Source organism: Clostridium cibarium (assembly GCF_014836335.1).
Classification (GTDB): domain Bacteria; phylum Bacillota; class Clostridia; order Clostridiales; family Clostridiaceae; genus Clostridium; species Clostridium cibarium.
Genome location: NZ_JACSRA010000022.1, coordinates 28977 through 54152 on the forward strand (window position 1 = coordinate 28977; position 25176 = coordinate 54152).

The 25176-nt window shown below is 30.1% G+C and carries 25 protein-coding genes and 1 riboswitch; of the genes, 21 read left to right on the forward strand and 4 right to left on the reverse strand.

Annotation, left to right across the window (positions count from 1 at the left end):
- The first annotated feature begins 59 nt into the window (after positions 1–59).
- The 4 genes from H9661_RS13205 to H9661_RS13220 all read left to right on the forward strand — a co-directional run bounded on the left by H9661_RS13205 (position 60) and on the right by H9661_RS13220 (position 3624).
- A complete protein-coding gene (locus H9661_RS13205) occupies positions 60–356 on the forward strand; it encodes a WXG100 family type VII secretion target (RefSeq protein WP_185966722.1) in 297 nt (98 codons plus the stop codon).
- A gap of 194 nt (positions 357–550) precedes the next feature.
- Entirely contained in the window at positions 551–1372 is an 822-nt protein-coding gene (locus H9661_RS13210; protein WP_143315316.1) for a pyridoxamine kinase, read from the forward strand.
- A 281-nt stretch (positions 1373–1653) separates the two neighbouring features.
- A complete protein-coding gene (locus H9661_RS13215; protein WP_143315315.1) occupies positions 1654–2565 on the forward strand; it encodes a tetratricopeptide repeat protein in 912 nt (303 codons plus the stop codon).
- A gap of 162 nt (positions 2566–2727) precedes the next feature.
- Positions 2728–3624: an HD domain-containing protein gene (locus H9661_RS13220; protein ID WP_191769282.1), complete on the forward strand. Its 897-nt coding sequence runs from the start codon at positions 2728–2730 to the stop codon at positions 3622–3624.
- Between the two features lie 45 nt (positions 3625–3669).
- Here H9661_RS13220 and speE read toward each other — a convergent pair whose 3' ends face one another.
- Positions 3670–4515, reverse strand: a complete 846-nt coding sequence (speE, locus tag H9661_RS13225; protein WP_143315313.1) for a polyamine aminopropyltransferase — start codon at positions 4513–4515, stop codon at positions 3670–3672.
- Between the two features lie 578 nt (positions 4516–5093).
- On the opposite strand from speE, the gene H9661_RS13230 reads away from it, so the two are divergent.
- The 10 genes from H9661_RS13230 to H9661_RS13275 all read left to right on the forward strand — a co-directional run bounded on the left by H9661_RS13230 (position 5094) and on the right by H9661_RS13275 (position 16768).
- The gene (locus H9661_RS13230) at positions 5094–8840 is read left to right on the forward strand and encodes a phosphoribosylformylglycinamidine synthase (RefSeq protein WP_191769284.1); all 3747 of its coding nucleotides are present in this window, start codon (positions 5094–5096) and stop codon (positions 8838–8840) included.
- A 14-nt stretch (positions 8841–8854) separates the two neighbouring features.
- A complete protein-coding gene (purE, locus tag H9661_RS13235; protein WP_143315310.1) occupies positions 8855–9334 on the forward strand; it encodes a 5-(carboxyamino)imidazole ribonucleotide mutase in 480 nt (159 codons plus the stop codon).
- A complete protein-coding gene (gene purC, locus H9661_RS13240; protein WP_143315308.1) occupies positions 9334–10044 on the forward strand; it encodes a phosphoribosylaminoimidazolesuccinocarboxamide synthase in 711 nt (236 codons plus the stop codon). The genes purE and purC overlap by 1 nt, the downstream gene beginning before the upstream one ends.
- A 3-nt stretch (positions 10045–10047) precedes the next feature.
- Positions 10048–11478, forward strand: a complete 1431-nt coding sequence (gene purF, locus H9661_RS13245) for an amidophosphoribosyltransferase (protein WP_191769286.1) — start codon at positions 10048–10050, stop codon at positions 11476–11478.
- A gap of 9 nt (positions 11479–11487) precedes the next feature.
- On the forward strand, positions 11488–12489 hold the full coding sequence (gene purM / locus H9661_RS13250) for a phosphoribosylformylglycinamidine cyclo-ligase (RefSeq protein ID WP_191769288.1): 1002 nt from the start codon (positions 11488–11490) through the stop codon (positions 12487–12489).
- On the forward strand, positions 12477–13088 hold the full coding sequence (purN, locus tag H9661_RS13255) for a phosphoribosylglycinamide formyltransferase (RefSeq protein WP_143315304.1): 612 nt from the start codon (positions 12477–12479) through the stop codon (positions 13086–13088). The genes purM and purN overlap by 13 nt, the downstream gene beginning before the upstream one ends.
- 15 nt (positions 13089–13103) lie before the next feature.
- Positions 13104–14606: a bifunctional phosphoribosylaminoimidazolecarboxamide formyltransferase/IMP cyclohydrolase gene (gene purH / locus H9661_RS13260; protein ID WP_143315303.1), complete on the forward strand. Its 1503-nt coding sequence runs from the start codon at positions 13104–13106 to the stop codon at positions 14604–14606.
- An 18-nt stretch (positions 14607–14624) separates the two neighbouring features.
- Positions 14625–15875: a phosphoribosylamine--glycine ligase gene (purD, locus tag H9661_RS13265; RefSeq protein WP_191769290.1), complete on the forward strand. Its 1251-nt coding sequence runs from the start codon at positions 14625–14627 to the stop codon at positions 15873–15875.
- Between the two features lie 139 nt (positions 15876–16014).
- Positions 16015–16221: an alpha/beta-type small acid-soluble spore protein gene (locus H9661_RS13270; protein ID WP_143315300.1), complete on the forward strand. Its 207-nt coding sequence runs from the start codon at positions 16015–16017 to the stop codon at positions 16219–16221.
- A 337-nt stretch (positions 16222–16558) separates the two neighbouring features.
- Complete coding sequence (locus H9661_RS13275) at positions 16559–16768, forward strand: alpha/beta-type small acid-soluble spore protein (protein ID WP_143315298.1); 210 nt, start codon at positions 16559–16561, stop codon at positions 16766–16768.
- A 109-nt stretch (positions 16769–16877) separates the two neighbouring features.
- On the opposite strand, the gene H9661_RS13280 is transcribed toward H9661_RS13275, so the two are convergent.
- Complete coding sequence (locus H9661_RS13280) at positions 16878–17225, reverse strand: hypothetical protein (protein ID WP_143315297.1); 348 nt, start codon at positions 17223–17225, stop codon at positions 16878–16880.
- Positions 17226–17398: 173 nt separating this feature from the next.
- Between H9661_RS13280 and H9661_RS13285 the strand changes: the two genes are divergently transcribed.
- The 4 genes from H9661_RS13285 to H9661_RS13300 all read left to right on the forward strand — a co-directional run bounded on the left by H9661_RS13285 (position 17399) and on the right by H9661_RS13300 (position 20751).
- On the forward strand, positions 17399–17746 hold the full coding sequence (locus H9661_RS13285; RefSeq protein WP_191769292.1) for a hypothetical protein: 348 nt from the start codon (positions 17399–17401) through the stop codon (positions 17744–17746).
- A gap of 98 nt (positions 17747–17844) precedes the next feature.
- Positions 17845–18558, forward strand: a complete 714-nt coding sequence (locus H9661_RS13290; protein WP_191769294.1) for a hypothetical protein — start codon at positions 17845–17847, stop codon at positions 18556–18558.
- Between the two features lie 132 nt (positions 18559–18690).
- Positions 18691–19080 (forward strand): metal-dependent hydrolase, encoded by a 390-nt coding sequence (locus H9661_RS13295; RefSeq protein WP_143315294.1) that lies wholly within the window; start codon positions 18691–18693, stop codon positions 19078–19080.
- A 180-nt stretch (positions 19081–19260) separates the two neighbouring features.
- Positions 19261–19362: riboswitch (purine riboswitch) on the forward strand.
- Positions 19363–19449: 87 nt separating this feature from the next.
- Positions 19450–20751 carry an NCS2 family permease gene (locus H9661_RS13300; RefSeq protein WP_341480428.1) on the forward strand — a complete coding sequence of 434 codons (1302 nt, stop codon included), beginning with the start codon at positions 19450–19452 and terminating at the stop codon, positions 20749–20751.
- 140 nt (positions 20752–20891) lie between these two features.
- Here H9661_RS13300 and H9661_RS13305 read toward each other — a convergent pair whose 3' ends face one another.
- Positions 20892–21683: a helix-turn-helix domain-containing protein gene (locus H9661_RS13305; RefSeq protein WP_191769296.1), complete on the reverse strand. Its 792-nt coding sequence runs from the start codon at positions 21681–21683 to the stop codon at positions 20892–20894.
- A 156-nt stretch (positions 21684–21839) separates the two neighbouring features.
- On the opposite strand from H9661_RS13305, the gene H9661_RS13310 reads away from it, so the two are divergent.
- The 3 genes from H9661_RS13310 (at position 21840) to H9661_RS13320 (ending at position 23874) form a co-directional block, all read left to right on the forward strand.
- A complete protein-coding gene (locus H9661_RS13310) occupies positions 21840–22571 on the forward strand; it encodes an HAD family hydrolase (protein ID WP_191769297.1) in 732 nt (243 codons plus the stop codon).
- Between the two features lie 9 nt (positions 22572–22580).
- On the forward strand, positions 22581–23372 hold the full coding sequence (locus H9661_RS13315; RefSeq protein WP_191769299.1) for a lipid II flippase family protein: 792 nt from the start codon (positions 22581–22583) through the stop codon (positions 23370–23372).
- Positions 23373–23505: 133 nt separating this feature from the next.
- Positions 23506–23874 (forward strand): phage holin family protein, encoded by a 369-nt coding sequence (locus H9661_RS13320; protein WP_143315288.1) that lies wholly within the window; start codon positions 23506–23508, stop codon positions 23872–23874.
- A 116-nt stretch (positions 23875–23990) separates the two neighbouring features.
- Here the strand turns inward: H9661_RS13320 and H9661_RS13325 are convergent, their stop codons facing one another.
- Positions 23991–25046, reverse strand: a complete 1056-nt coding sequence (locus H9661_RS13325; protein ID WP_143315287.1) for a galactose ABC transporter substrate-binding protein — start codon at positions 25044–25046, stop codon at positions 23991–23993.
- Positions 25047–25176: the final 130 nt, after the last annotated feature.

Genomic DNA, 25176 nt, shown 5'->3' on the forward strand with positions numbered 1-25176 from the left:
GAGAGACCTAAAAAGGTTAAATAAATAAAAAAATTATAAATAAAATGGAGGAATTAAAAATGTCACAAATTAGAATTACACCTCAAGAATTATATGATGGAGCTAGCTTCACAAATGATAAGGCAAGTACTATTGAATCTGAATTATCAGCTTTAAAGTCAAAAATTGATGAAGTAACAGGTAACTGGGAAGGTGCTGCTCAAAGTAGTTTCATAGCAAGCTTTAATGAATTATACAGTTCATTTATGCAAAAGTTCCCACCAATAATACAAGGGGTTGCTCAACAAATGCAATCAGCTGGACAAGTTCTTGAAAATGCTGATTTAGAAGTTTCTAAGGCATTTCAACAAAGCTAATATAATCTAGAGGGTAAGCCATAGATATGCACTTAAATTATATAAGTTAATACTGGATACTTAGTTAATAGTGTAAGGATTAAATTAATAAACTACACCTTGGAATATCTCTAAGGTGTAGTTTGTTTTTTATATGATATAATTTAATAAAGCAATCAATAAATTTTTTAAAAGAAGAAAGAGGAGTAAATAGTATGAAACCAGTAAAGAGAGTAGCAGTAATACATGATTTAAGTGTAGTTGGAAAAGCTGCTTTGACTAATATAATACCTGTTTTAAGTGTAATGGGCGTTGAAGTGTGTCCAATACCAACTATGATCCTTTCTACACATACTGGTGGATTTGGGGTGCCAGAAGTGATAAAGTTACCTAGGTTTATTGATGGATGTAATAATCATTATAAAAAAATTGGAATTACATTTGATACTTTATTTGTAGGTTACTTAGGCAGCGAAGATGCAATAAAATCATCAATTGATTTTATTAATGAAAATAAAGGAACAAATGTTGTATTAGATCCTATATTTGGTGACGGAGGACTTTGTTATTCTAATTTTACTATGGAATATGTAAATAGCATTAAAAAGTTAATTCCTTTTAGCGATATAATAACACCCAATTACACTGAAGCGTGTTTTTTAACTGGAGAAGATTATAATGAAGAATTTACAGAAGAAAAACTTATAAGAATCTATAAGAAGCTACTGAAGATTGGAGCTAAAAAAATAGTAATAACTAGTATTCCATCTTATATTAAAAATCATTTGGGAATAGGAATTTTTAATGGAGAAGATTTTAATGTTTTTTATAAGGAAAAGTCAGAAAAGTCCTATCCAGGCACTGGTGATATATTTACTTCTGTATTAATTGGTAAAATGATAAATGGGTTAAACTTATATGATTCAGCATTATGTGCTCATTATTTTGTTAGTTCTTGTATAGTGGAAAGTTCAAAGTATGATTATCCTACAAAGGAAGGAGTTCTTTTAGAGAAAAATCTAAAATTATTACTTTAATCTGCGGGAAAGAGCTGTGTTAATAGATATTTTTTTATTAGCGCAGCTTTTTTTGCGTGTTCATATACCTAAAGTCCTAATTAAATTAGGACCTTAGTCTTAACATTAAAGGACTTTAGTCACAAAAATGGATATAAGAAGGAAAGTTGGATTTAAATATTATATAATATAAGAAATTATATCGGTGTTAAGTTTAAAGGATAAGTTATAAGACAGCTATAAGTGATAACTATATGTGTGGAAAATCATTAATTATCTGTAATTATAATAAGGAGGAGCAAATGAATAAGGAATTAAGTAAACTAGAAGAAGAAAAATTAAATGTGGAATATAGATTAAAGAAGATTTGTGGCTTTATAAAATATGAAAATTATGATGCAGCTATTAAAGATTTAGATGAGTTTAATAGAAAATACCCATTAATAGTGGAAGGATATCATATTAAATTTAAAGTTCATTGTATTAAAAAGAAATACTTCGAAGCAAAAGAAGTAATTGATTATGCAATGAAGTTATTCCCTGAAAATGAGAAGTTAAAGCAGGATAAAATAGCTATTGATACTAAGCTAAAGGATTATGAAAATGTATTATATAAGCTTAATAAAAATAAAAAGGCAGAAGCTTCAACTGAAGATTTAAGAAATTTGAATTTTGAGAAAGCTAAGGTATATGCTGAAGAAAATGATGTTAATAATACAATAAAATATTTAGAAAAAGCAATATCCTATGAAGGGGATAATGTTGATCGTGAAGCTAGATATTATATTATGAACCATTATTTAAGCACAAAACAGTATGATAAGCTTATTAAAAATTCTGAGGTTCTAGTTAAGGAAGAAGATTCTAAAGATTCTAGTTTAATGTCTGCATATTACTATAGGGCTTTAAGCTTTAGAATGCTTAATAAGGATAAGGAAAATAAGTATTATGGAGAAGCTTGCAAGATTTATAAGGATATAACTATATCAAAGCCTACAAATATAGATGCGTATTTACTTAGAGTATTATGTCATAAGGATTTAAAAGAGTATAGCAGGGCTTTAGAATTAATTGATTGCATATTAATGATTAAGAAAGATTATAAGCCAGCTTTAGATTTAAGAAGCTCTATTTATAGAGAGATGGAACAAGAGAGAATAAGTAAAGTGCTAAAAGCTAAAAAGTTAGATTTTAATGCTGTTTTGCAAAATTAGATATTTGGCTTGGGAAAAGATAGTAACAGGAAGTTTTAGTTACTATTTTTTTTATTTAGGAAAAGAGATTGAAATGAGTACTAAAATGATTAAAACTGGAACTAAAGAAACATTAAATTTAAACTTTTACGCATACTAAACTATGTAAGGAAGGTGTGTGTTATGAAGAATAAAAAGTTAGTTGATTGTTGTTGGGGAGATAAAATAGAAATCAATTTAATGATAAAGAAAATATTAGATATTAAAAATCCTTTAATTTGGGCTTATGCAGGTGATAATACTAAAGAAATAAAGTGTATTATAAACTGTGAGGATCTAAAAATAAAGGAAGGAGATGTGATTTTTACAAAAGGTCAATATGCTGAACCCTTTAAGATAGATAATTTTAAGATTGTAGAAAAATATGATATTAAGGACTTCCTTCAAAGTGTTAAAAGACCTATTGAAGATATAATGAGGGAAATAGAAGAAATCTCAAATGAAGAATTTAAATCAAAGGAAGCTAAAATATTAAATAATTACTTTTTTAAAGACGAAGATTTTATAGAAAAATTTAAAAATGCCATTGGAGGCGTATTTAATCATCATAATTATCTAGGGGGACTTGCTGAGCATACATTAAACGTTATGTATCTATCAAAAACTTTAGCATATAGATATGATTGTAGGTATAAAGAGATAGCAATACTTGGAGCAAAGCTGCATGATATAGGTAAAGTTTATGAAATGGAGTATAATGGACCTTTTAAATATACATTGCGTGGAAGCCTTGAAGGTCACATTGTTATGGGAGTTGAGATGATAGAGAGAGCTTTCTCTGAAAATCCGGATATCTTTTCAGAGGACTATAAAGAAAGAATAAAAGCTATAATAGTTCAGCATCATGGTAAATTAGAATATGGATCTCCAGTAGCACCAAGAACTGAAGAGTCTTATGTAGTGCATTATGCGGATTATGTAGATGCAACTATGAACAAAATAGATATTATTTCGGAAGGAATACCTGAAGGGCAGTGGAGTAATTATGATAAAAGAATAGAAACAAGATTATTCTTATAGAATTAAAAGGATAAAACTTTCATAAAGAAGTTTTATCCTTTTCTTTTATTCTTCTAATAATTCTTTAACGTAGTTTGGTAAAGCAAAAGCTGCTTTATGAACCTCACTATTATAGTATCTGTCTTTTAGGTTAAGACTCTTATAATATTCTTCGTTGTAGTCTTTAACTGGATGAAGTTTCTTGGAAGCAAAGCCAAAGAACCAATATCCAGAAGGATATGTTGGAATAACATATTGATAAACTTCGCAAATAGGGAAGATTTCTTTAAGCTTCTTATTTGATCTTTTCATTTCTCTTCTGTTCATATCATAATAAGGACTTTCGCCTTGGTTAACTAATATTCCATTTTCAGTTAATGCTTTATAGCAGTTTTTATAGAATTCCACTGTAAATAATCCTTCTCCAGGACCTATTGGATCAGTAGAGTCTACTATTATAAGGTCATATTTATTTTCTAGACCTTCAACAAATTTTATTCCATCTTCAAAATAAAGACTAACTTTTTCGTCTTTCAATTTAGAAGAAGTGAATGGTAGATGTTCAAATGCTGCATTTACAACTTCTTCATCTAGTTCTACCATATCTATATGTTCAATGGATGGAAATCTAGTAAGCTCTCTAACAGTTCCTCCATCACCAGCACCTATTACTAAAACATTTTTTATATTTGGATTAACAGTCATAGGAACGTGAGTTATCATTTCGTGATAGATGAATTCATCTTTTTCAGTTATCATTGTCCAACCATCTATAACTAAAACTCTACCAAAATCATATGTATCTATTACATCAATTTGTTGGAAAGGACTCTTTTTTGAAAAAAGTGTTTCCTTTACTCTCATAGAGAACTTTACATTGTCTGTTTGATTTTCTGAATACCATAATTCCATAAAATATACCTCCTAATTTGTACGATAATGTTATTTAGTTCATTTTGTCAAAAGAATTGTGCATTACCTTATTATAGGTAAGAATTTAAGACAAAATTATAAAAAAAGTTTACTAAAGGTAAACTAAAAGTTGTGATATATTAAACTTCCCGATATAAAGTATACATTACATTAATAAAAAGTCAATATTTTATAAGCAACATTTATTATTATATGAAATAATTTCATTTTATATAACAATAACTTAGAAATTTGAATAAAGCAGTAAGAATTTGCGAATAATATTATTGACCGTTAAGGTTGCGTAGGGTTTCTTGCCAATGGCTTAGGCTGTTGGCTTTTTTTTAATTTTAGATCATCTAAAATATAGAAAATGAAGAGAAATGTCTAAAAATACGAATAACTAAAGCGTGTGATTTTAATATAATTCGTTATACTGCGAAATATATTATGTTTTTTAACTGTAATATTGACATTGTTCAGTTGGAATGATAAGCTAATTATAGAAATACGAAATATAAAATGTAATAGCAAAAAAACATTCGTTAAATTGACAATCAATGTTTGGAGGTATTTAAATGTCTAAAAATAGATGCATATTCGTCGAAAAGAAAGATGGATTTGACGTTGAAGCTAAAAGCTTATTAAAAGACTTTAAAAGTAATTTAAGAGTAGAAAAATTAGAAAATGTGAGAGTAGTAAATAAATATACTTTAGGAGACGTAGAAGAAGAATATTATAAAAAAGCTTTATATACAATTTTTTCTGAACTTACAGTTGATAAAGTATATGAAGAAAATTTAGAAATTAATGATGGAGAAATAGCATTTGGAGTTGAATACTTACCAGGACAATACGATCAAAGAGCTGATTCAGCGTCAGAGTGTTTTCAAATCTTAACTGAAGAAGATAGAATTCAAGTTAAATCTTCAAAAATAATTATTTTAATTGGTAATTTAACAAAAGAAGATATAGATAAAATAAAAAAATATTACATCAATCCAGTGGATTCAAGAGAAGTAGAAATTAATAATAGAGAGTTAGAATCTCCAATGAACATACCTAACGATGTACAAATCTTAGAAGGCTTCAGAGAAATGGATAAAGAATCTCTAGAAAAATTGCATAAAGATCTAGGACTTGCAATGAGTATAGAAGATCTAGTTATGATTAGAGATTACTTTAAGGAAGAAATGAGAGAACCAACTATTACAGAGATAAAGGTAATAGATACATATTGGTCAGATCACTGTAGGCATACAACTTTCTCAACTTCAATCGAAGAAGTTGAAATCGAAGAAAATAAATTCACAGTACCCATTAAAAAAAGCTATGAAGCTTATATAAAATCAAGAGATTATGTCTATGGAAAAACAGATAGACCTATAACACTTATGGATCTAGCAGTTATTTCAATGAAGGAAATGAGAAAAAAGGGAATGCTTGAAGACCTAGATGTTTCTGATGAAATAAATGCATGTTCTATAAACATTAATGTAGAAACAGATAATGGAACAGAAAAATACCTTTTAATGTTTAAAAATGAAACACATAATCATCCAACAGAAATAGAACCTTTTGGTGGTGCAGCTACATGTCTAGGTGGTGCAATTCGTGATCCATTATCAGGAAGAACTTTTGTATATCAAGCTATGAGAGTTACAGGTGCGGCAGACCCAACAGTTCCTGTAGAGGAAACTATAAAGGGGAAATTACCTCAAAGAACAATTACATTAAAGGCAGCACATGGATATAGTTCATATGGTAATCAAATAGGGCTTGCCACAGGACAAGTAGCAGAAGTTTATCATCCAAACTATGTTGCAAAGAGAATGGAGGTTGGAGCAGTAATTGCTGCAGCTCCAAAAGAAAATGTAGTTAGAGAAGAGCCTAAGGTAGGAGATGTTATAATTCTTCTTGGTGGAAGAACAGGTAGAGATGGTGTAGGTGGTGCAACTGGTTCATCAAAAGAGCATACAGAAGATTCTATAAATGAGTGTGGTGCAGAAGTTCAAAAAGGTAATGCACCAACAGAGAGAAAGATTCAAAGACTATTTAGAAACTCAGAAGTAGCTAAAATGATAAAGAGATGTAACGACTTTGGTGCTGGTGGAGTTTCAGTAGCTATTGGAGAACTTTGTAGAGGTCTTGATATAAATTTAGATAAGGTTCCTAAAAAATATGAAGGTTTAGATGGAACAGAACTTGCAGTTTCAGAATCTCAAGAGAGAATGGCAGTTGTAGTTCATAGTAGTTTAGCAGAAAGATTTATAGAACTTTCTTCAGAAGAAAATTTAGAAGCAGTGGTTGTAGCAAAGGTTACAGATACTGAAAGACTAAGACTTTTCTGGAGAGAGAAGATGATAGTGGATATTAAGAGAAGTTTCTTAGATACAAATGGAGCAACTCAGAAGACTAATGTTAAGGTAGTTGCACCTAAGGAATTCCCATGTGATGTTCATGAAGTAGATGTTAAATCAAAATGGATAGAAAATCTACATAAATTAAATGTAGCTTCTCAAAAGGGATTAATTGAAACCTTCGATTCAACTATAGGTACTGGAACAGTGCTTATGCCTTTTGGTGGGAAATATTCAAAAACACCAGCAGAAGGTATGGCAGCAAAAATTCCAGTATTCTATGGAGAAAGCAAGGATGCATCACTTATGACTTTTGGATTTAATCCAGAGCTTGGAACATGGAGTCCATATCACATGGCTTTCTATTCTGTAATAGAATCTATAGCTAAACTTGCAGCTATGGGTGGAGATTATAGAAGAGCTAGACTTACATTCCAAGAATATTTCGAAAGACTAGGTAAAAAGCCTGAAAGATGGGGTAAACCATTTGCAGCATTACTTGGAGCATATAAAGCGCAAGAGGATTTAGGAATACCTGCAATAGGTGGTAAAGACTCAATGTCTGGAAGTTTTGAGGATATAGATGTTCCTCCAAGTTTAGTGTCTTTTGCAGTAGGATATGAAAAAGCTAATAAAATTATTAGTCCAGAGTTTAAAGAAGTTAATAGTACATTAGTTTTACTTGAAACAGAAAAACTTGAAGATGGCTTAATAAACATGGATAAGTTTAAAAAGAATATAGAAACATTATATGACTTAATAGGTGCTAAAAAAGTTATATCAGCGTCAACAATAAAGTTTGGTGGAGTAGCTGAGGCTATAACTAAAATGTCTCTAGGAAATAGAATTGGAACTGAAATAAATAACCTTTCAAAAGATGAGTTATTTGGATTAAACTATGGAAGCATTTTATTAGAAGTACCAGCAAAGGTAAATGTTCAAAAAGTATTTAAAGATTGTTTATATAAAGTAGTTGGTAAAACTTTAGAAGAAGAAGTGATTAAAGTACAAGAATTTGAAATTGCACTTGCAATTGAAGAACTTGATAAAGCTTTAGAAGAAAAGTTAAGCCCAGTATTTAAAATTAAAACAGAGGAAACTAATACAAAAGTGAAAGTAGCTACTTACAATAAGAGAAACACTATTTCTCCAAAAGTAAAAGTAGCAAAACCTAAAGTTGTAATTCCAGTTTTCCCTGGGACAAATTGTGAAGATGATTGTGCTAGAGCATTCTTGAAGGAAGGTGCTGAAGTTTCACAAGTTATTTTAAGAAATCTAAATAAAGAAATTTTAACAGAGTCAATCAATAAGTTAGCTGAAGAAATAAGGACAGCACAAATCATTATGCTTCCAGGTGGTTTCTCAGCTGGAGATGAGCCAGATGGTTCAGGTAAGTTTATAGCTACTGTCTTTAGAAATGAAAAGATTAAAAATGCAGTAATGGATCTTTTAAATAATAGAGATGGTTTGATGCTAGGAATTTGTAACGGCTTCCAAGCATTGATTAAATTAGGACTACTTCCTTATGGTGAAATTAGAGATATAGAAGAGGATATGGCTACATTAACTTATAACAATATAAATAGACATATGTCATCTTTAATTAGAACAAAGATAAATTCTGTTAAATCACCATGGTTAAGTGAAGTAAATGTAGATGATATTCATACAGTAGCAATATCTCACGGAGAAGGAAGATTTGTAGCTTCAGAAAGTTTACTTAAGGAACTAGAAGCAAATGGACAAATAGCAACACAATATGTTGATTTTAATGGAGATGTTTCATTAGATATGCCATATAATCCAAATGGATCTATGCTTGGTATTGAAGGTATTACAAGTCCTGATGGAAGAATATTTGGTAAGATGGCTCATTCAGAAAGAATTGGCACAGATTTATATAGAAATGTACCAGGGGAATTTGATCAAAAGATATTTAAAGCAGGAGTAAATTATTTTAGATAAATGGGAGGTCTTTTATGAAAGTAGCAATATTTTTCGGAAGTAAGTCAGACACAGATGTTATGAAAGGAGCTGCAAATGCTCTAAAGGAATATGGAGTTTCTTATAAAGCATTTATATTATCAGCCCATAGAGTGCCTGAAAAACTAGTTGAGACTATTAAGAAAATTGAAAGTGAAGGTTGTGAAGTTATAATTGCAGGAGCAGGACTTGCTGCTCATTTGCCGGGGGTAATAGCATCACAAACAACGCTTCCAGTAATAGGAGTACCAGTAAGAGCAGCGCTAGATGGTATGGATGCACTACTATCAATAGTACAAATGCCAAAATCAATACCAGTTGCAACAGTTGGTATAAACAATAGTTATAATGCGGGATTATTAGCGGTACAAATGTTATCACTAAAATATCCTGATATTAAAGAAAAATTAGTAGAAGCAAGATTAAAGATGAAAGAAAAGTTTATAAGTGAAAATAGAGAGGGAGTAGAACTATAATGGAAAAGTTAGAAATGTTATATGAAGGAAAAGCAAAGAAGATTTATAGCACAGCAAAGGAAGATGAAGTTATCGTTTATTATAAAGATGATGCAACAGCATTTAATGGAGTAAAGAAAGCTCAAATCGATAATAAAGGTGTTTTAAATAATGCTATAACAACAATGATTTTTGAAATGTTAAATAAAAATGGTATAAAGACTCATTTTGTTAAGAAAATAAATGATAGAGAGCAACTTTGTAAAAAAGTTGAAATCGTACCTTTAGAAGTTATAGTTAGAAATATAGCTGCAGGTTCTATGGCTAAGAGATTAGGCCTTGAAGAAGGATATAAGTTAAAGACAACTGTATTTGAATTTTCTTATAAGGATGATGAACTTGGAGATCCATTAATAAACTCATATCACGCAGTTGCAATAGGAGCAGCTACTTTTGAAGAAATTAAGTTAATCTTAGATATGACAGCAAAGATTAATGATTTATTAAAAGAATTCTTTGCAAAACTTAATATAAATCTAATTGATTTTAAGATAGAATTTGGTAAGTTACAAAATGGAGAAATAGTTCTAGCTGATGAAATATCTCCAGATACATGTAGGTTCTGGGACGCAACAACTGGAGAAAAGCTTGATAAAGATAGATTTAGAAGAGATATGGGTAATGTGGAAGGTGCGTACATAGAAATATTAAACAGAATTAAAGGAGAATAGTTAATGACAAATTCAGATTTTAATTTAATATTAGATCCTAGTCTAGATAAATTTAAAGATGAATGTGGTGTATTTGGGGTTTTCTCAAGTACACCTCTAGATGTAGCAGGAATGACTTACTATGGATTATATGCACTACAACATAGAGGGCAAGAAAGTGCAGGTATAGCAGTAGGTGATGGCGAAAAGATCGAAATGCATAAAGGGCTAGGCTTAATAACAGAAGCATTTAGCAAGGAAGATTTAGAAAAGTTAAAAGGTCATGTTGCTATAGGGCATGTAAGATATTCTACTACAGGAGCAAATACAGTAGAAAATTCTCAGCCACTTTTAGCTAGTTCTAAGTTAGGCTCTATTGCCTTAGCACACAATGGTAATTTGGTAAATGCAGATGTGATAAGAGAATTACTTGAAGAGGGTGGACACATTTTCCATACTTCAATAGATTCTGAAGTAATAGCTACTTTAATTGCAAGAGGTGCAAAAAAGGGTATAGAAAGAGCAGTAACTGATGCAATGCAAGCAATTAGAGGAAGTTTTGCAATGGTTATAGCTACAAAGGATAAGCTTATTGGTGCAAGAGATCCTCATGGAATAAGACCTCTTTGTATAGGAAAAGTTGATAATGCTTATATTCTAGCATCTGAAAGTTGTGCTCTTGATGCTGTAGGCGCTGAATATGTTAGAGATGTTAAGCCAGGTGAAATGATAATAATCGACGAAAATGGCATTGAATCATTCCAGTATTCTGAAGATGCAGGTTGTCAAACTTGTGCTTTTGAATACATATACTTTGCAAGACCAGATTCTATGATAGATGGACTTGACGTTTATAATACAAGAATAAAGTCGGGAGAGAGATTATTTAAAGAACATAAGATAGAAGCTGATTTAGTAGTAGCAGTACCTGATTCAGGAATACCAGCAGCTATAGGGTATTCAAAGGCTTCAGGAATTCCTTATGATATAGGTTTTGTTAAAAACAGATATGTAGGAAGAACATTTATATCGCCTTCTCAAGAAATTAGAGAAAAGGCTGTTGCTGTAAAGTTAAATCCTTTAAAAGTTAATATAGATGGTAAGAGAGTAATACTTATTGATGATTCTATAGTTAGAGGAACTACATCAAAGCACTTAGTAGAATCGTTAAGGAGAGCAGGAGCTAAGGAAGTACATTTTCTAGTAGCATCTCCAGTTGTTAAGTATCCATGTTACTTTGGAATTGATACTCCATACAGAAGTGAACTAGTTGGTGCAAATTACACTATTTCAGAAATAGGTGAAATGATAGGTGCAGATTCTTTAGGCTACTTAAGCATGGAAGGAATGTATAAATGCTTTGAAGGCAAAGAAGGATTCTGTGTAGGTTGTTTTAATGGAAAGTATCCAGTAGCGACTCCAATTGAAACATCAAAAGATCATCTTGAAAGGTAGGATTATTAAATGATAACTTATAAGGAATCGGGAGTTAATATAGAAGAAGGATATAAGTCCGTTAAGCTAATAAAAGAATATGCAGCTAGAACAATGAGTAAATATGTTTTAAATGGACTTGGAAGTTTTGCTGGTATGGTTGAGCTTCCAGAAGGCTATAAGAAACCAGTTTTAGTATCAGGAACAGATGGAGTTGGAACAAAGCTTGATATAGCATGCAAGAAGAAAAAGTATGATACAGTAGGAATTGATTGCGTTGCCATGTGTGTTAATGACATACTTTGTCATGGAGCAAAGCCATTATTTTTCTTAGACTACATAGCTTGCGGTAAGCTTGAAGCAGAAGTTGCAGCAGATTTAGTTAAAGGTGTATCAGAGGGTTGTCTTCAATCAGATTGTGCGCTTGTTGGTGGAGAGACAGCTGAAATGCCAGGCTTTTATAAAGAAGGAGACTATGATATAGCTGGTTTTGCTGTGGGGATAGCAGATAAGGATGAAATAATTGACGGATCTAAAATTAAAGAAGGAGATAAGCTTATTGGTATAGCTTCTTCTGGAGTTCATTCTAATGGATTTTCACTTGTTAGAAAGTTGTTTAGTGATTTAGATATGGAGTTTGAAGGGAAAGAAGTATGGAAAACTTTAATTACTCCTACTAAAATTTACGTTAAGCCAGTGCTTGAACTCTTAAAAAATTATGAAATAAAAGGTATGTCACATATAACTGGTGGCGGATTTATAGAAAATGTACCTAGAATGTTTAATGGTAGAGAGTTAACTGCAGTTATAAATAAAGAAAGCTATCCATTACCATCAATATTTGAAAAGATGGTTGAGCTTGGAGTAGATAAAGATCATATGTACAATACCTTCAACATGGGGATTGGATTTGTACTTTGTGTCAATGAAAAGGATGTTGAACCTATAAAGAAAGTTCTACTTGAAATGGGGGAAAGAGCTTACGAAATAGGTTATGTAACATCTGGAGGTGAAGGTGTTTGTTTAAAATAGCAGTGCTGGTTTCCGGGGGAGGAACTGACCTTCAATCTATTATTGATGCAGTTGAAAATAAAGAATTAGACTGTGAAATAAAAATGGTAATAAGCAGTAAAGAAGGGGCTTTTGCAATAGAGAGAGCTAAAAAACATGGTATAGAATATCATGTTGTAAGTAGAAAAGAATTTGGGGAACATCAATCAGATAAAATTTTAGAATTGACAGATGGAAAAGTAGACTTAATAGTACTTGCTGGATATTTATCTATTCTAAATGGGGAACTTTTAAATAAATTTAGCAATAAGATGATAAATATTCATCCATCTTTAATTCCTTCCTTTTGTGGCCCAGGTATGTATGGGCTAAAGGTACATGAAGCTGCAATTGAGAAAGGTGTTAAATATTCAGGGTGTACAGTGCATTTTGTAAATAATGAAGTAGACGGGGGAGCAATTATTTTACAAGAAGCAGTGCCAGTTTCTTTTGAAGATACGGCGGAAACTCTTCAAAAGAAAATATTAGAAAAAGAACATATATTATTACCTAAAGCAATTAAACTTATTTCAGAAAATAAAATTGAAATTATAAATAAAAAAGTGAAGATTGAAGAATAAAAGGAGGCCTTTATTTTGAAAAAAAGAGCTTTAATTAGTGTATTTGATAAAGAAGGAGTATTAGACTTTGCAAAATTTTTAGTATCACAAGATGTTGAAATAATATCAACAGGTGGTACATATAAGCATCTAAAGGAAAATGGAGTAGATGTAATAGAAGTTAATGAGGTTACAAATTTTCCGGAAATGCTAGATGGAAGAGTTAAGACTTTACATCCACTTGTACATGCTGGAATACTGGCTATAAGAGATAATAAAGAACATATGGATACTTTGAAATCAAGAGAAATACACACAATAGATTATGTTGTAGTTAACCTTTATCCATTTTTTGAAAAGGTAAAGGAAGATCTAAGCTTTCAAGAAAAGGTTGAATTTATTGATATTGGTGGTCCAACAATGCTTAGAGCAGCAGCTAAAAACTTTCAAGATGTAGTAGTTATATCAGACAAAAAGGATTATGCTGTTGTTATGGATGAAATGAAATCAGGAGAAGTTTCATTAAAGACTAAAAAGAGATTGGCAGGTAAGGTATTTAATCTTATGAGCGCATATGATGCTGCTATTTCTAATTTTATGTTAGAAGGAGAAGAAGAATATCCTGAATATCTTTCAGTTTCATTTAAGAAAAAGCAAGGTTTAAGATATGGTGAAAATTCTCATCAAAGTGCTGCTTTCTATCAGTCAACAACAGTAGAAGGAGCTATGAATAGCATAGATATATTAAATGGTAAAGAATTATCTTATAATAACTTTAAAGATATGGATATAGCATGGAAATGTGCAAATGAATTTGAAGAACCATCATGTTGTGCTTTAAAACATAACACTCCATGTGGTGTTGCTATTGGAGAAAATCCATATGAAGCTTATATGAAGGCTTATAAGGTTGATCCTACTTCAATATTTGGTGGAATAGTTGCCTTCAATAGAAAGGTTGATAAGAAAACTGCAGAAGAAATGGTTAAGATATTCTTGGAGGTAATTGCAGCTCCAGATTATGATGAAGATGCACTTGAAGTATTAAAAACTAAAAAGAATTTAAGAGTATTAAGAGTTAGTAAAACGCCCCAAGATGAAAAGTATATGGTAACTGTTGATGGAGGTATCTTAGTACAAGAAGAAGATAAAAAGCTTTTAGAGAAAATAGAAGTTGTGACTGAAAAGAAACCAACTGACGAAGAGATGAAGGATTTACTATTTGGAATGAAGGTTGTTAAATATGTTAAATCCAATGCAATTGTTGTTGCTAAAGACTCTGTAGCGCTTGGAATTGGCGGAGGTCAAGTTAATAGAATATGGCCAACAGAAGATGCTCTAAAAAGAGGGGTTGGAGCTACTATATTAGCCTCTGATGCATTTTTCCCATTTAGAGATGTAGTAGATCAAGCTGCTAAAGCTGGAATTAAGGCAATTATTCAGCCAGGTGGATCTATGAGAGATCAAGAGTCTATAGATGCTTGTAATGAACATGGTATAGCTATGGTATTTACTGGACTTAGACACTTTAAACACTAAAAGTTTGGAGGATATTTTATGAAACTACTTTTAATTGGTTCTGGAGGAAGAGAACATGCAATAGCTTGGAAACTTTCAAAGAGCCCAAAGGTTGAGAAGATATATGTAGCCCCAGGTAATGGTGGAACTGCTGTAGAAAATAAATGTAAAAATATTAATATAACAGATTTTGATGAATTAGTTAAATTCGTTAAAGAAAATGATATTTACCTTACTGTAGTAGGTCCTGAAGATCCATTAACTAAGGGGATTACAGATAAATTTAAAGCTGAAAATCTTAGAATATTTGGACCTGATAAGGCTGGAGCTCAGCTTGAAGGAAGTAAAAGTTTTTCTAAGGAATTTATGAAAAAGTATGGAGTAAAAACTGCTGAATACGAAGTGTTCACAGAAGTAGAACCGGCTTTAGAATATATAGAAAATTGCACATATCCAGTAGTTATCAAGGCTGATGGACTAGCGGCAGGAAAAGGTGTTGCAATTTGTGAAACAAAAGAGGATGCTAAAGAAGCATTAAATTCTTATATGATAGATGATATATTTAAAGGTGCTGGACAAAAGGTTGTTATAGAAGAATTTTTATATGGAGTTGAAGCTTCAATTCTTTCTATTACAGATGGAAAGACAATAATACCATTTATATCAGCTAAGGACCATAAGCAAATTTTTGATGGTGGTAAGGGACCAAATACAGGTGGAATGGGAGTTTTAGCACCAAATCCATATGTAACCAATGAAGTTATGAAAGAATTTGAAGATAATATAATGGCTAAGACTCTAGAAGGAATTCAAGCTGAAAAGTTTGACTTTAAAGGAATTATATTCTTTGGACTTATGATTACGAATAAAGGAACATACTTACTTGAATATAATGTAAGAATGGGTGATCCTGAAACGCAATCAGTATTAAGTTTAATGGAAAGTGATTTGTTTGAAGTAATTGAAGCAGCAATGGATGAAAAATTAAGTGAAACTACTGTAAAGTGGAGAGATGAAGTTTGTATAAATGTTGTTCTTGCATCAAAAGGTTATCCAGGAAGCTTTGAAAAAGGTTATGAAATAACTATAGATCAAGGTGTTAAGGATAATGTATTTTTAGCAGGAGCTAAGCTAGAAGATGGAAAACTTAAAACTAATGGAGGAAGAGTTCTTTCTGTTGTTGGTTCAGGTAAAACATTAGAAGAAGCTAGGGAAGTTGCATATAGAAATGTTGAACTTGTAAATTTTAAAAATAGCTATTGCAGAAAAGATATTGGAATTTATCGTTAGTTTTACAATAGAACAATAGAATGCTATCTTTACCAACATTTAATTGGATTAATATTTCTAATGATGGTTAATATAATAGTGCCAAGCAAATTTAACATTTGCAAAGGCAAAATACTATATATTAAGGGAGGAAACTAAGATGGCATCAAATAATAGTGGAAGAAACAGAACTTTAGTACCAGAAGCAAAACAAGGATTAAACAGATTAAAAACTGAAGTTGCTTCAGAAGTAGGATTACAAGACTACGAAAACATTGACAAAGGAAACCTTTCTTCAAGACAAAACGGTAGTGTAGGTGGAGAAATGGTAAAAAGAATGGTAGAAAGTTATGAAAGAGGTCTATAAATAATATAGGCATCAAAAATGTAGTAAGCCATTTTTAAAATAGTGACATAATTCCTCTCTAATGAGAAAAGGCTAGTAGAGCATTTATAATAATTATTATATTTGTTCTACTAGTTTTTATATTTATATAATATTATAAATTAGAGGGCAATCTGTTAAACTTTGATAAGAAATCCAGCAGACTTATGAAAGTAGTATTATTAGGTTTCTCGTCTAAGTATATGAAATAAAACATTTGAATACTACTTTTGCTAACAATTTAATAGATTATAAATTTTGCTTGTGGTTAAGATATAACTGTAACCAAAATTTATATTTATTAAGGGAGGTAACAAAAATGGCATCAAATTATAGTGGAAGAAACAGAACTTTAGTACCAGAAGCAAAACAAGGGTTAAACAGATTAAAAACTGAAGTTGCTTCAGGAGTAGGATTACAAGACTATGAAAGCATTGACAAAGGAAACCTTTCTTCAAGACAAAATGGTAGTGTAGGCGGAGAAATGGTAAAAAGAATGGTAGAAAGTTATGAAAGAGGCCTACAATAACAAAGTTATTTAAAATTTTTTAAAACCGTCTAATATACATAAATTCTTTACTACATAGAAAAAGACTAGTAGAGCAAATACAACGTTCTACTAGTTTTTGTTATTTTACTTAGTTATCTTTTGTTAAATAATAGTTTGGTATAAAGCTCTCATCAGCAGTTTTCTTATCTAAATCTATATTGTCTATAAGTGGAGTAGAAGTAGTAAATTTATCTTTGCTATCTGTCCAATCTTTAAGTAATCCTCCTTTATGAAAAGTGGATTCAGCTCCACAAATTGAACAATATCTACTGTCTCCAGATAGCTCAATGTCACAATCAAGATTAGTACATTTATTTCTCAAGAAAGCACCACAAATTTGGCAGTAATCACCTTTTATATCAGTGTCCTCGTTATTACAAATAGGGCAAACGGAAGCTTTTCCTATATCATTTATGATAATCCTATCATATTTCATATTGTCCTCTCCTTAACTCCAATTAAATATATTTTACCTATTAATTATAGCTTATCAGACTCTTTACAAAAAGTATTTATTAATATTGAATATTGAGGAATTAAAATACACATTATATACATAAATGTATTAATTGTTTTAGGTAAAATATAAATAATAAAGGAGAAAGATATATGTTAATTTCAGAAGCAATTCAATTTAATAGTAAATCTTTAATTGAAGCTGAAAATGAATACAAAAAGAATGTTATTATGGTGACTAGGTTTATGGTTGGTGTTAGAAAGACAAAGCTTCACGCATTCAATAATAATCCCCCAGGTTATGATGATTTTGTAAAAGCATTTCAAAGATCAAAGGTTATAGCCAGAGACTGGGAAGCAAATGTTTATGAAGATTTAATAATTACTCCTAGAAATGTAAAAAAACATAATAATCACATTTTACATGAACTAACAGCAGCTCGGAAGCAAGCAAAATATTTAGTGACTCATCCAACTGATAAGGAAGAGAGGCTTTATTAATTGATTTAAATACTGTATCTGATAGATTGAATAATATTACAGAAGAAATTGCAGATTCTCTAAAAAACATACAGGATTTTAAAGGGAATATGCCTCAAATGGCAAAGGATATGCAAGCTGTCGCAGATAAGGCTGTAGAAGAAGCAAGTGTAGATAAAGGATTAGTAGAGCAGTTAAATAAAGATATTCAAAATTTACAAGATGAAATAAGCAGGCAAACGGCACAAATTGTAGCTGCAGCTATAGCAGCTGGTGCTGCAATAGTCATTGGTGTTGTAGCAGTATTTTTTGCAGGGCCATTAGGGTTAATTACTTGGTTTTTCTTAGCTCCAGTAGTTGCAGGTGCTATTTATGTTATTGTAGTGAATTCAAAAAAAATTAAAGAGGAACAAGATAAAATCAAAGAAATTAGTAGTAAAATAACTGGGATAAATGCTGATGTTACAGCATTTCAAATAATATCTAAAAACTATACAGCAATGGCTAAGGAAGTTCAAGCTTTAGAATCTAATGTTCAATTAATATTAAATGAGTGGCAAAAGCTTGAAGATGATGTTAACAGAGCAATTAATGATGTTTCAGTTGCAATTAATGATACTAATTTTAATAAATTTGATATAGTTGTTAATGATATTGATGCTGCTATAGATGAGTGGAATAGTGCTTATAAACAAGCAGATTATATTGATCTTAATATACAGGCAAGTGATGCTAAATTAGAGATAGGTATGTCTGAAACTGAAACAAAAGCGGCAATAGACAAATCAAATGTTGTAGACATTTTAGAATATTTAAATAAACCAGCAATCTAAATGAATTGTTGAATCTTTAGAAAAAATGTTATAATATAAGAACGTGTGTTTGCAAGAGGTGCTGTTATTTTATAAAATGAAATTACAGTATCTTTTACAAAATAACACAAAAAATTTAAGGAGAAGAAAATAATGATAAAAAGAACACATTTAGCAATAGGCTTAGCAGCAACAATTCCACTAATAATGAAGAATCCAATAAGTGTTCTTGGTGTTTTAGGAGCAATTGCTCCAGACTGGGATAAGTATTTAAGATTAAAACATAGAACAATAACTCATTCATTGGTAGCACTAGGAGTATCTACAGTAGGCTTATATCATGTTAATAAGTCAGTTGCTCTTGTTTGGGGAATATGTTATGCTTCACATTTATTAGCTGATGCTCTTACAATAAAAGGAGTACCATTTTTTTATCCATATAAAAAGAAATATGGATTGAAATTATTAAAAACTGGGGATGTAAAAGAATATGTAATCCAGCTATTAGCAATTGCTATTCTCATTTTAAGATACATAAGGTAATAAATTTTAGTTTTCAATGTATTACAGTGCCATTTAGAAAATTGTTTAAGAAAAAAGTGTAAGTGATAATGTTTACTAGTGAAAATATTTTAATAAATCATTTTGCATAGTTATTAAAGTCATAAATTATAATAGAAACATAGACAAGTGTAGGAAAATGTAGTATTATATAACCCTAACCCAAAAAGTAATCATAATTTTCGTATAAAGTTGGAGATACGGTCCGACAGTTTCTACCAAGTTGCCTTAAATGACTTGACTACGATATGTTACTACTTTCATATATTTTAATATATGTCTAATACATATCTTTATCCTCAACATGCGATAAAATTTGATTACAATACTACAGCATAGAGGAGAATGACAATGAATTTCATATCAAATTATTTTCAATTTAAAGAAAAACAAACAAATTTGAAAACAGAAGTAATTGGAGGGGTAACCACATTTTTAACTATGGCTTACGCCTTGTTTTTAATTCCAAGTGTTTTAGCTCAAGCAGGATTGCCGCAGGAAAGTGTTTTTTTAGCTACAGCTTTGGCAGCAGCAGTTGGTACTTTAATAATGGGAGCATTTGCAAAGTTCCCTTTAGCTATAGCTCCAGGTCTTGGACTAAATGCATTTTTTACATATAGTGTATGCATAGGAATGAATATTCCTTGGCAAACAGCTTTAGCAGGTGTATTAGCTTCTGGTATTATATTTTTCTTAATTTCAGCAACAGGTCTTAGAGAGATTATTATAAAAGCAATTCCAGCTAATCTTAAGTTCGCGGTAAGTGCAGGAATTGGTTTATTTATAGCATTTATCGGTTTAAAAAATGCAGGAATTGTAGTAGCTAATCCCGCTACTTTTGTAGGGCTTGGGGATTTAACAAATCCATCAGTTTTATTAGCTGTGTTTGGTGTTATTGTTATATCAATATTAATGGTAAGAGGATCAAATATTGCAATATTTATTGGAATGATATTAACTGTGGTTATAGGAATGATAACTGGTCTTATAGAAATTCCATCAGCAGTAATTTCTATGCCACCATCAATGGCACCTACTTTTGGAGTAGCAGTAGAAAATATAGGTGAAGTATTTAATCCACAAATGCTTTTAGTTGTATTTACATTATTATTTATGGATTTCTTTGATACAGCTGGGACATTAGTGGCAGCAGGTTCAAAGGTGGGATTATTAAAAAAAGATGGTTCAGTAGAAAATGGATCAAAGGCATTGCTTGCTGATTCGGTTGCAACTTGTATAGGTTCAGTGTTTGGAACTACTAATACAACAGCTTACGTTGAATCTTTATCAGGAATTTCTGTAGGAGCGAGAACTGGGTTTTCTAGTGTAGTAGTAGGTATTTTATTTTTACTTTCATTATTTTTCTCACCATTACTCACTGTTATTACTACACAAGTAACTGCACCTGCATTAATTATAGTAGGATCATTAATTTGTAGCACTTTAAAGGAAATCGATTGGGATAAGAGTGAAATAGCTATACCAGCATTTTTAACTATTATATTAATGCCATTAACTTATAGCATAGGTGAGGGTATTGCATGTGGATTTTTAACTTATGTTATACTAAATGTCTTTAAAGGAAATTACAAAAAGATACATCCAGTTATGTATTGTTTAGCAGTATTATTCTTAATATATTTTATAGTTTAGTGTAAAGACTAATATGGAAATATTCTGATATTCCTATATTCTTAAGAATATGCTGATAACTTGCGACTTTGAAGGGTTTTGTGTTAATAATTTTACGATTTTACTAATGGCAGTATCTAAAAAAGATACTGCCATTAATTTTATGTAGAAGCTAGAGAAGTTATGAAATCAAAAGCATCTTCATCATCATTTATAGAAATTTTCATGTTTCCAAAGGTGTTGTCATTAGTATTAAAGTTAAGAATACTAGACATTTCTTCGTAATTTTCCTCTCTATTTATCTTATCTTTTGAAAATAATATTTTTTGACAGCAAGGTTTACTATTAGCTTGAGATGGAAGTAGCATCATAGCAATTCCACCAATATACTTTTTCATGTTAACATTTGGTTTAATCATATTTATGTAACATATTCCATCTTTTACACTTGTAAGTTCAAAGAAGATTAGCTTATCAGTTGTCTTATAATTACCTTTAAAACTTTTAATGATTGAATTTTCATGAATTATATTAAAGCATACATCATCATCATGAAATTCAATAATACCTTCCTGAATAGTACCTTCTTTAAGTTTATTTGTTACAAGGAAATATACAAAATATTTTTCCCTAAAAATATACTGGAAAGAATTCTTAAAAGCATTTATTGATTCTAGATCGCTGATCTTTAGTTTGCTATATAGTAAATCATTTAATTTTATCTTGTATATTTTAGAAATATATATAAGGGTTTCTATGGTTGGAAATGTAGATCCTGATTTGTATTTAGAAAGTAGATCTTCAGAAATGCCTATTTTTTGAGATAACTGTTTCTGAGTGCCTTCTAACTGTATTAACTTTTTAAGATTATATACAAAGTTTACGGATATTTCATCATATATAGTATTTTTTAATATCTTTATTTCATTAAAATCAAGTGATTGATTAATCATCTAATATATCTCCAGATAGTTGAATATAATTCAAGTTTTTATAAGTGAATTTTCAATTTTATTTTATATTCCTATATATTTATTGAGCATTCACACTTCCTATATTACCATAACAAGGAAACATATATATAGAATGTTTTAGAAGAAGGTTGAGTAATGAATAAATATAAGAAGATAAAAGCAATATTAATTGATTCAGGAAGAGTACTAAATTATCCAAGAAGCGGGAATTGGTTTATGTCACCTAATTTTTATGAAATTATAGAAAGAGAAAAGTTTAACAAGATAAAAGCATATAGGAAGAGAAAAGCTGTTTATGAAGGAATGAAATATCTAGATAAACAAACTCTAATTTTAAGAGAAGAGGATGAATACAACTGTTTTTATAAATTTTTTGACATAATATCAGACTATTTACCAGAACTAGATTTAACTTATACTGAAATAACAAAACTAACTAAAGATTTGGTTTATAACTATAAAAAGTATGAATTTTATGATGATGTTTATAGAGTTATACCAAAATTAAGTGAGAATATTAAATTAGCTTTAGTTTCAGATGCTTGGCCATCTATTGAAGGAGTGTATAAGCATGCAAATTTAAGAAATTACTTTTCATCTTTTATTATTTCTTCTAAATTAGGAGTTAGTAAACCTAATAAACTTATGTATCAAACTGCACTTAATGAACTTAAGATGAAAGCAGAAGAAGTTGTATTTATTGATGATAACCCTAAAAATTGTTATGGAGCTAAAACACTTGGGATAAAAGCTGTATTACTAAATAGAGATTTTTTAGTAAGAATTAAGAATAAAATAGCTACTAGGGGAAAATATGATTCTTTTGCTAACTTAGATGAACTTCTAAAGAAAATGAAAGCAGATTAGAGGGATGAGATGAGTATTCAGATTATAATCATTTTGATATCAAATTTTATAATTGCAATAATAGGAACATTAGCTTATTCAACTAGATTAGTTGGTGTTAGAACAGGTAAAATTGCACTTACTTTCGCTATATTTAATATATTATCTTTAGTATCAAGAGTAGCAGTAACATTCCAAACACCTATGTTAACGAAGTTAGTAGAGTATAGATCATCAGGGGACTACTTAATAACTATATTTAATTTAATAATTATTGTTTCAGGTATTGCTACTGTTTTTGCAGCTTTATTAATTCCCACATTTCACAAAGTATTCTATAAATGCGTTTTATGTTTTTCTGTAGATAAATCAATCTCAAAATTAGTTTTATATGGTTTTTCAAAAGCAGGAATTAATTATATGAGAGATTCCATTGCAATACCAGTAAAAAATGATATTACAAAAATTAATTTCAAAAAAATACCTAAAAGGCTGACATTATACAATTTAATATCTGTATCATTGATAATGACTGGATCTTTAGCACCAATTTATGCAGGAAGCTTAGAACCAGAACTCAGAGCAACTTGTATTACTTTATCTTCAATTATAAATGGTTTAGCTGTTATTCTAATGTCAATATTTATTGATCCACAGTTATCAATTATGACTGATGATGTAATAGATAATAAATGCTCAGAAGAAGATTTTTGTGTATGCATTTTTGCTATGATTGGCAGTAAAATTATAGGTACTTTTGCTGCTATTATGTTGCTTATTCCTTTTTCATATGTGGTAGTATATATAGCAAGATTAATATAATAATATTTTCTACTTATTAAGAAATGCGGTAAGCATAGTAAAATTTTATTTTTTAAATATATCATATTATAAATAAAAAATGTACATACTATAAATGTAGTCATGTAAATAAAACTGCAAGGGAGGAATAACAATGGTACATAAAGAACAGACAGACAGACATGCACATAGTAGTTTTTTTGGTTGGTTAGGAAGATTGGTATTAGTTGCTGTTGTTTTAGGAATAACATCATTTTTGACTCCAGGTTTTACAATTGAAGGCTTATGGTCTTTCTTAATAGCTGCAGTTGTAATAACAGTTCTAGATTATTTTGCAGAAAGTTTTATGGGAGTTGATGCATCTCCTATTGGAAAAGGTATAAAGGGATTTGTAATATCTGCCATAATAATATATCTAGCACAATTTTTAGTACCAAACATGAGTGTATCAATAATAGGTGCCTTATTGGCAGCGCTAGTTATTGGGATACTAGATGCAGTTTTACCAGGAAAAGTAATGTAAAAACTTTATTAAAAAACTTATATAAAGAAGCTATTAAAGATAATAAGATGATTTCTATACAACATGGAAATCATCTTATTTATGTTGTTTTATTGAAGATAAATTTTAATTGATAATTAGTTTAATGCTTTATATAGCATATAAGGAATACGAATAGCAACACCACTATCATCAAAGGTATAATTTGTTCCTTCTAATGGTTTTTTATTTTCAGCTAAATTCATTCCGCAATAAAAAAGAGCTTCTGCAGTTCCTTTAGCATCTTGTATAACAGTATTTGTCATAATACCTTTATCAATTAATTCAATAGCTTCAGGAAGTCCATCTACGCCAACAACTGGAATTGTTCTAGAGCTGCCTTCTTTATTAAAGCCATAGGATTGTAATGCTTCAATAGCACCTATTGCCATTGAATCATTATTTGAGTTAATAACTTCAATCTTATCTCCAAACTGCAAAAGTAAAGCTTCAGTAGCTTTTCTACCTTCTTCTTTGTCCCAATTGCAAATTACTGATGAAAGTTCTTTTGTCTTTATGCCTGCAGCATCTATAGTAGAAACAGAAGCTTTTGATCTACCAATGGTGTCTAAGCTGTTTGGTTTTCCTTTTAAAAGAATATATTCCATAACATTATTTTTATTATGATCTACAGTATTTTTGTGCTTAATCCACTCATTAATAAGAATTTCTCCTTGAAGAATACCACCTTCTTCAGGACTAGAACCAATAAAAATAGCTTTATTATATGATTTTATAGCATCCATATTATATGGTTCACTGTGAAAAACAATTACAGGAATATTGCTGGATTTAATTCTATTTATCACATTTTCAACAGAATTTATATTAACTAAATCTAGCAGTATAAGATTATATTGTTCGTTTGAGATAATAGAATTAATAAATTGTGTTTCTAAATTCTCGTTATTATTGGAATTAAAAAAAGTAAACTGTACTTTATCTTTATTTTCTTCTTGAATTACTTGCAGGTATTTTACAATCTGAGAAGGATATGGCTCATTGACATCATACATAACAACTGCTATTTTTATTGGAACTTCCCTAAATGGATTGAAAGGATTGATTTGTGCCATAGCCTTATTTGGAAAAGCAAATGAGAAGGACAATAAAGCAATTATTAATATTGATAGGAATTTCTTAAAAGTTTTCATCTTAACCACCTTAATTTGTATTTTATAAAAATTCATTTTAAATTTAGTATACCTATTGCTAAAAATACTATTCAGGGGAATTTTAAGTTGGATGTAAAAAGATTAAATTTTAACTGACAATAAAAATTGT

Coding starts and splice junctions, on each gene's coding strand:
- speE (WP_143315313.1), bottom strand. CDS start 4,515: ATGGAATTATGGTATTCAGAAAATCAAACAGACAATGTAAAGTTCTCT.
- H9661_RS13270 (WP_143315300.1), top strand. CDS start 16,015: ATGGCATCAAATAATAGTGGAAGAAACAGAACTTTAGTACCAGAAGCA.
- H9661_RS13320 (WP_143315288.1), top strand. CDS start 23,506: ATGGTACATAAAGAACAGACAGACAGACATGCACATAGTAGTTTTTTT.
- H9661_RS13230 (WP_191769284.1), top strand. CDS start 5,094: ATGTCTAAAAATAGATGCATATTCGTCGAAAAGAAAGATGGATTTGAC.
- H9661_RS13210 (WP_143315316.1), top strand. CDS start 551: ATGAAACCAGTAAAGAGAGTAGCAGTAATACATGATTTAAGTGTAGTT.
- H9661_RS13310 (WP_191769297.1), top strand. CDS start 21,840: ATGAATAAATATAAGAAGATAAAAGCAATATTAATTGATTCAGGAAGA.
- H9661_RS13215 (WP_143315315.1), top strand. CDS start 1,654: ATGAATAAGGAATTAAGTAAACTAGAAGAAGAAAAATTAAATGTGGAA.
- H9661_RS13305 (WP_191769296.1), bottom strand. CDS start 21,683: ATGATTAATCAATCACTTGATTTTAATGAAATAAAGATATTAAAAAAT.
- H9661_RS13280 (WP_143315297.1), bottom strand. CDS start 17,225: ATGAAATATGATAGGATTATCATAAATGATATAGGAAAAGCTTCCGTT.
- purF (WP_191769286.1), top strand. CDS start 10,048: ATGACAAATTCAGATTTTAATTTAATATTAGATCCTAGTCTAGATAAA.
- H9661_RS13300 (WP_341480428.1), top strand. CDS start 19,450: ATGAATTTCATATCAAATTATTTTCAATTTAAAGAAAAACAAACAAAT.
- H9661_RS13285 (WP_191769292.1), top strand. CDS start 17,399: ATGTTAATTTCAGAAGCAATTCAATTTAATAGTAAATCTTTAATTGAA.
- H9661_RS13290 (WP_191769294.1), top strand. CDS start 17,845: ATGGCAAAGGATATGCAAGCTGTCGCAGATAAGGCTGTAGAAGAAGCA.
- purM (WP_191769288.1), top strand. CDS start 11,488: ATGATAACTTATAAGGAATCGGGAGTTAATATAGAAGAAGGATATAAG.
- H9661_RS13220 (WP_191769282.1), top strand. CDS start 2,728: ATGAAGAATAAAAAGTTAGTTGATTGTTGTTGGGGAGATAAAATAGAA.
- purE (WP_143315310.1), top strand. CDS start 8,855: ATGAAAGTAGCAATATTTTTCGGAAGTAAGTCAGACACAGATGTTATG.
- purD (WP_191769290.1), top strand. CDS start 14,625: ATGAAACTACTTTTAATTGGTTCTGGAGGAAGAGAACATGCAATAGCT.
- purC (WP_143315308.1), top strand. CDS start 9,334: ATGGAAAAGTTAGAAATGTTATATGAAGGAAAAGCAAAGAAGATTTAT.
- H9661_RS13325 (WP_143315287.1), bottom strand. CDS start 25,046: ATGAAAACTTTTAAGAAATTCCTATCAATATTAATAATTGCTTTATTG.
- H9661_RS13275 (WP_143315298.1), top strand. CDS start 16,559: ATGGCATCAAATTATAGTGGAAGAAACAGAACTTTAGTACCAGAAGCA.
- H9661_RS13295 (WP_143315294.1), top strand. CDS start 18,691: ATGATAAAAAGAACACATTTAGCAATAGGCTTAGCAGCAACAATTCCA.
- H9661_RS13315 (WP_191769299.1), top strand. CDS start 22,581: ATGAGTATTCAGATTATAATCATTTTGATATCAAATTTTATAATTGCA.
- H9661_RS13205 (WP_185966722.1), top strand. CDS start 60: ATGTCACAAATTAGAATTACACCTCAAGAATTATATGATGGAGCTAGC.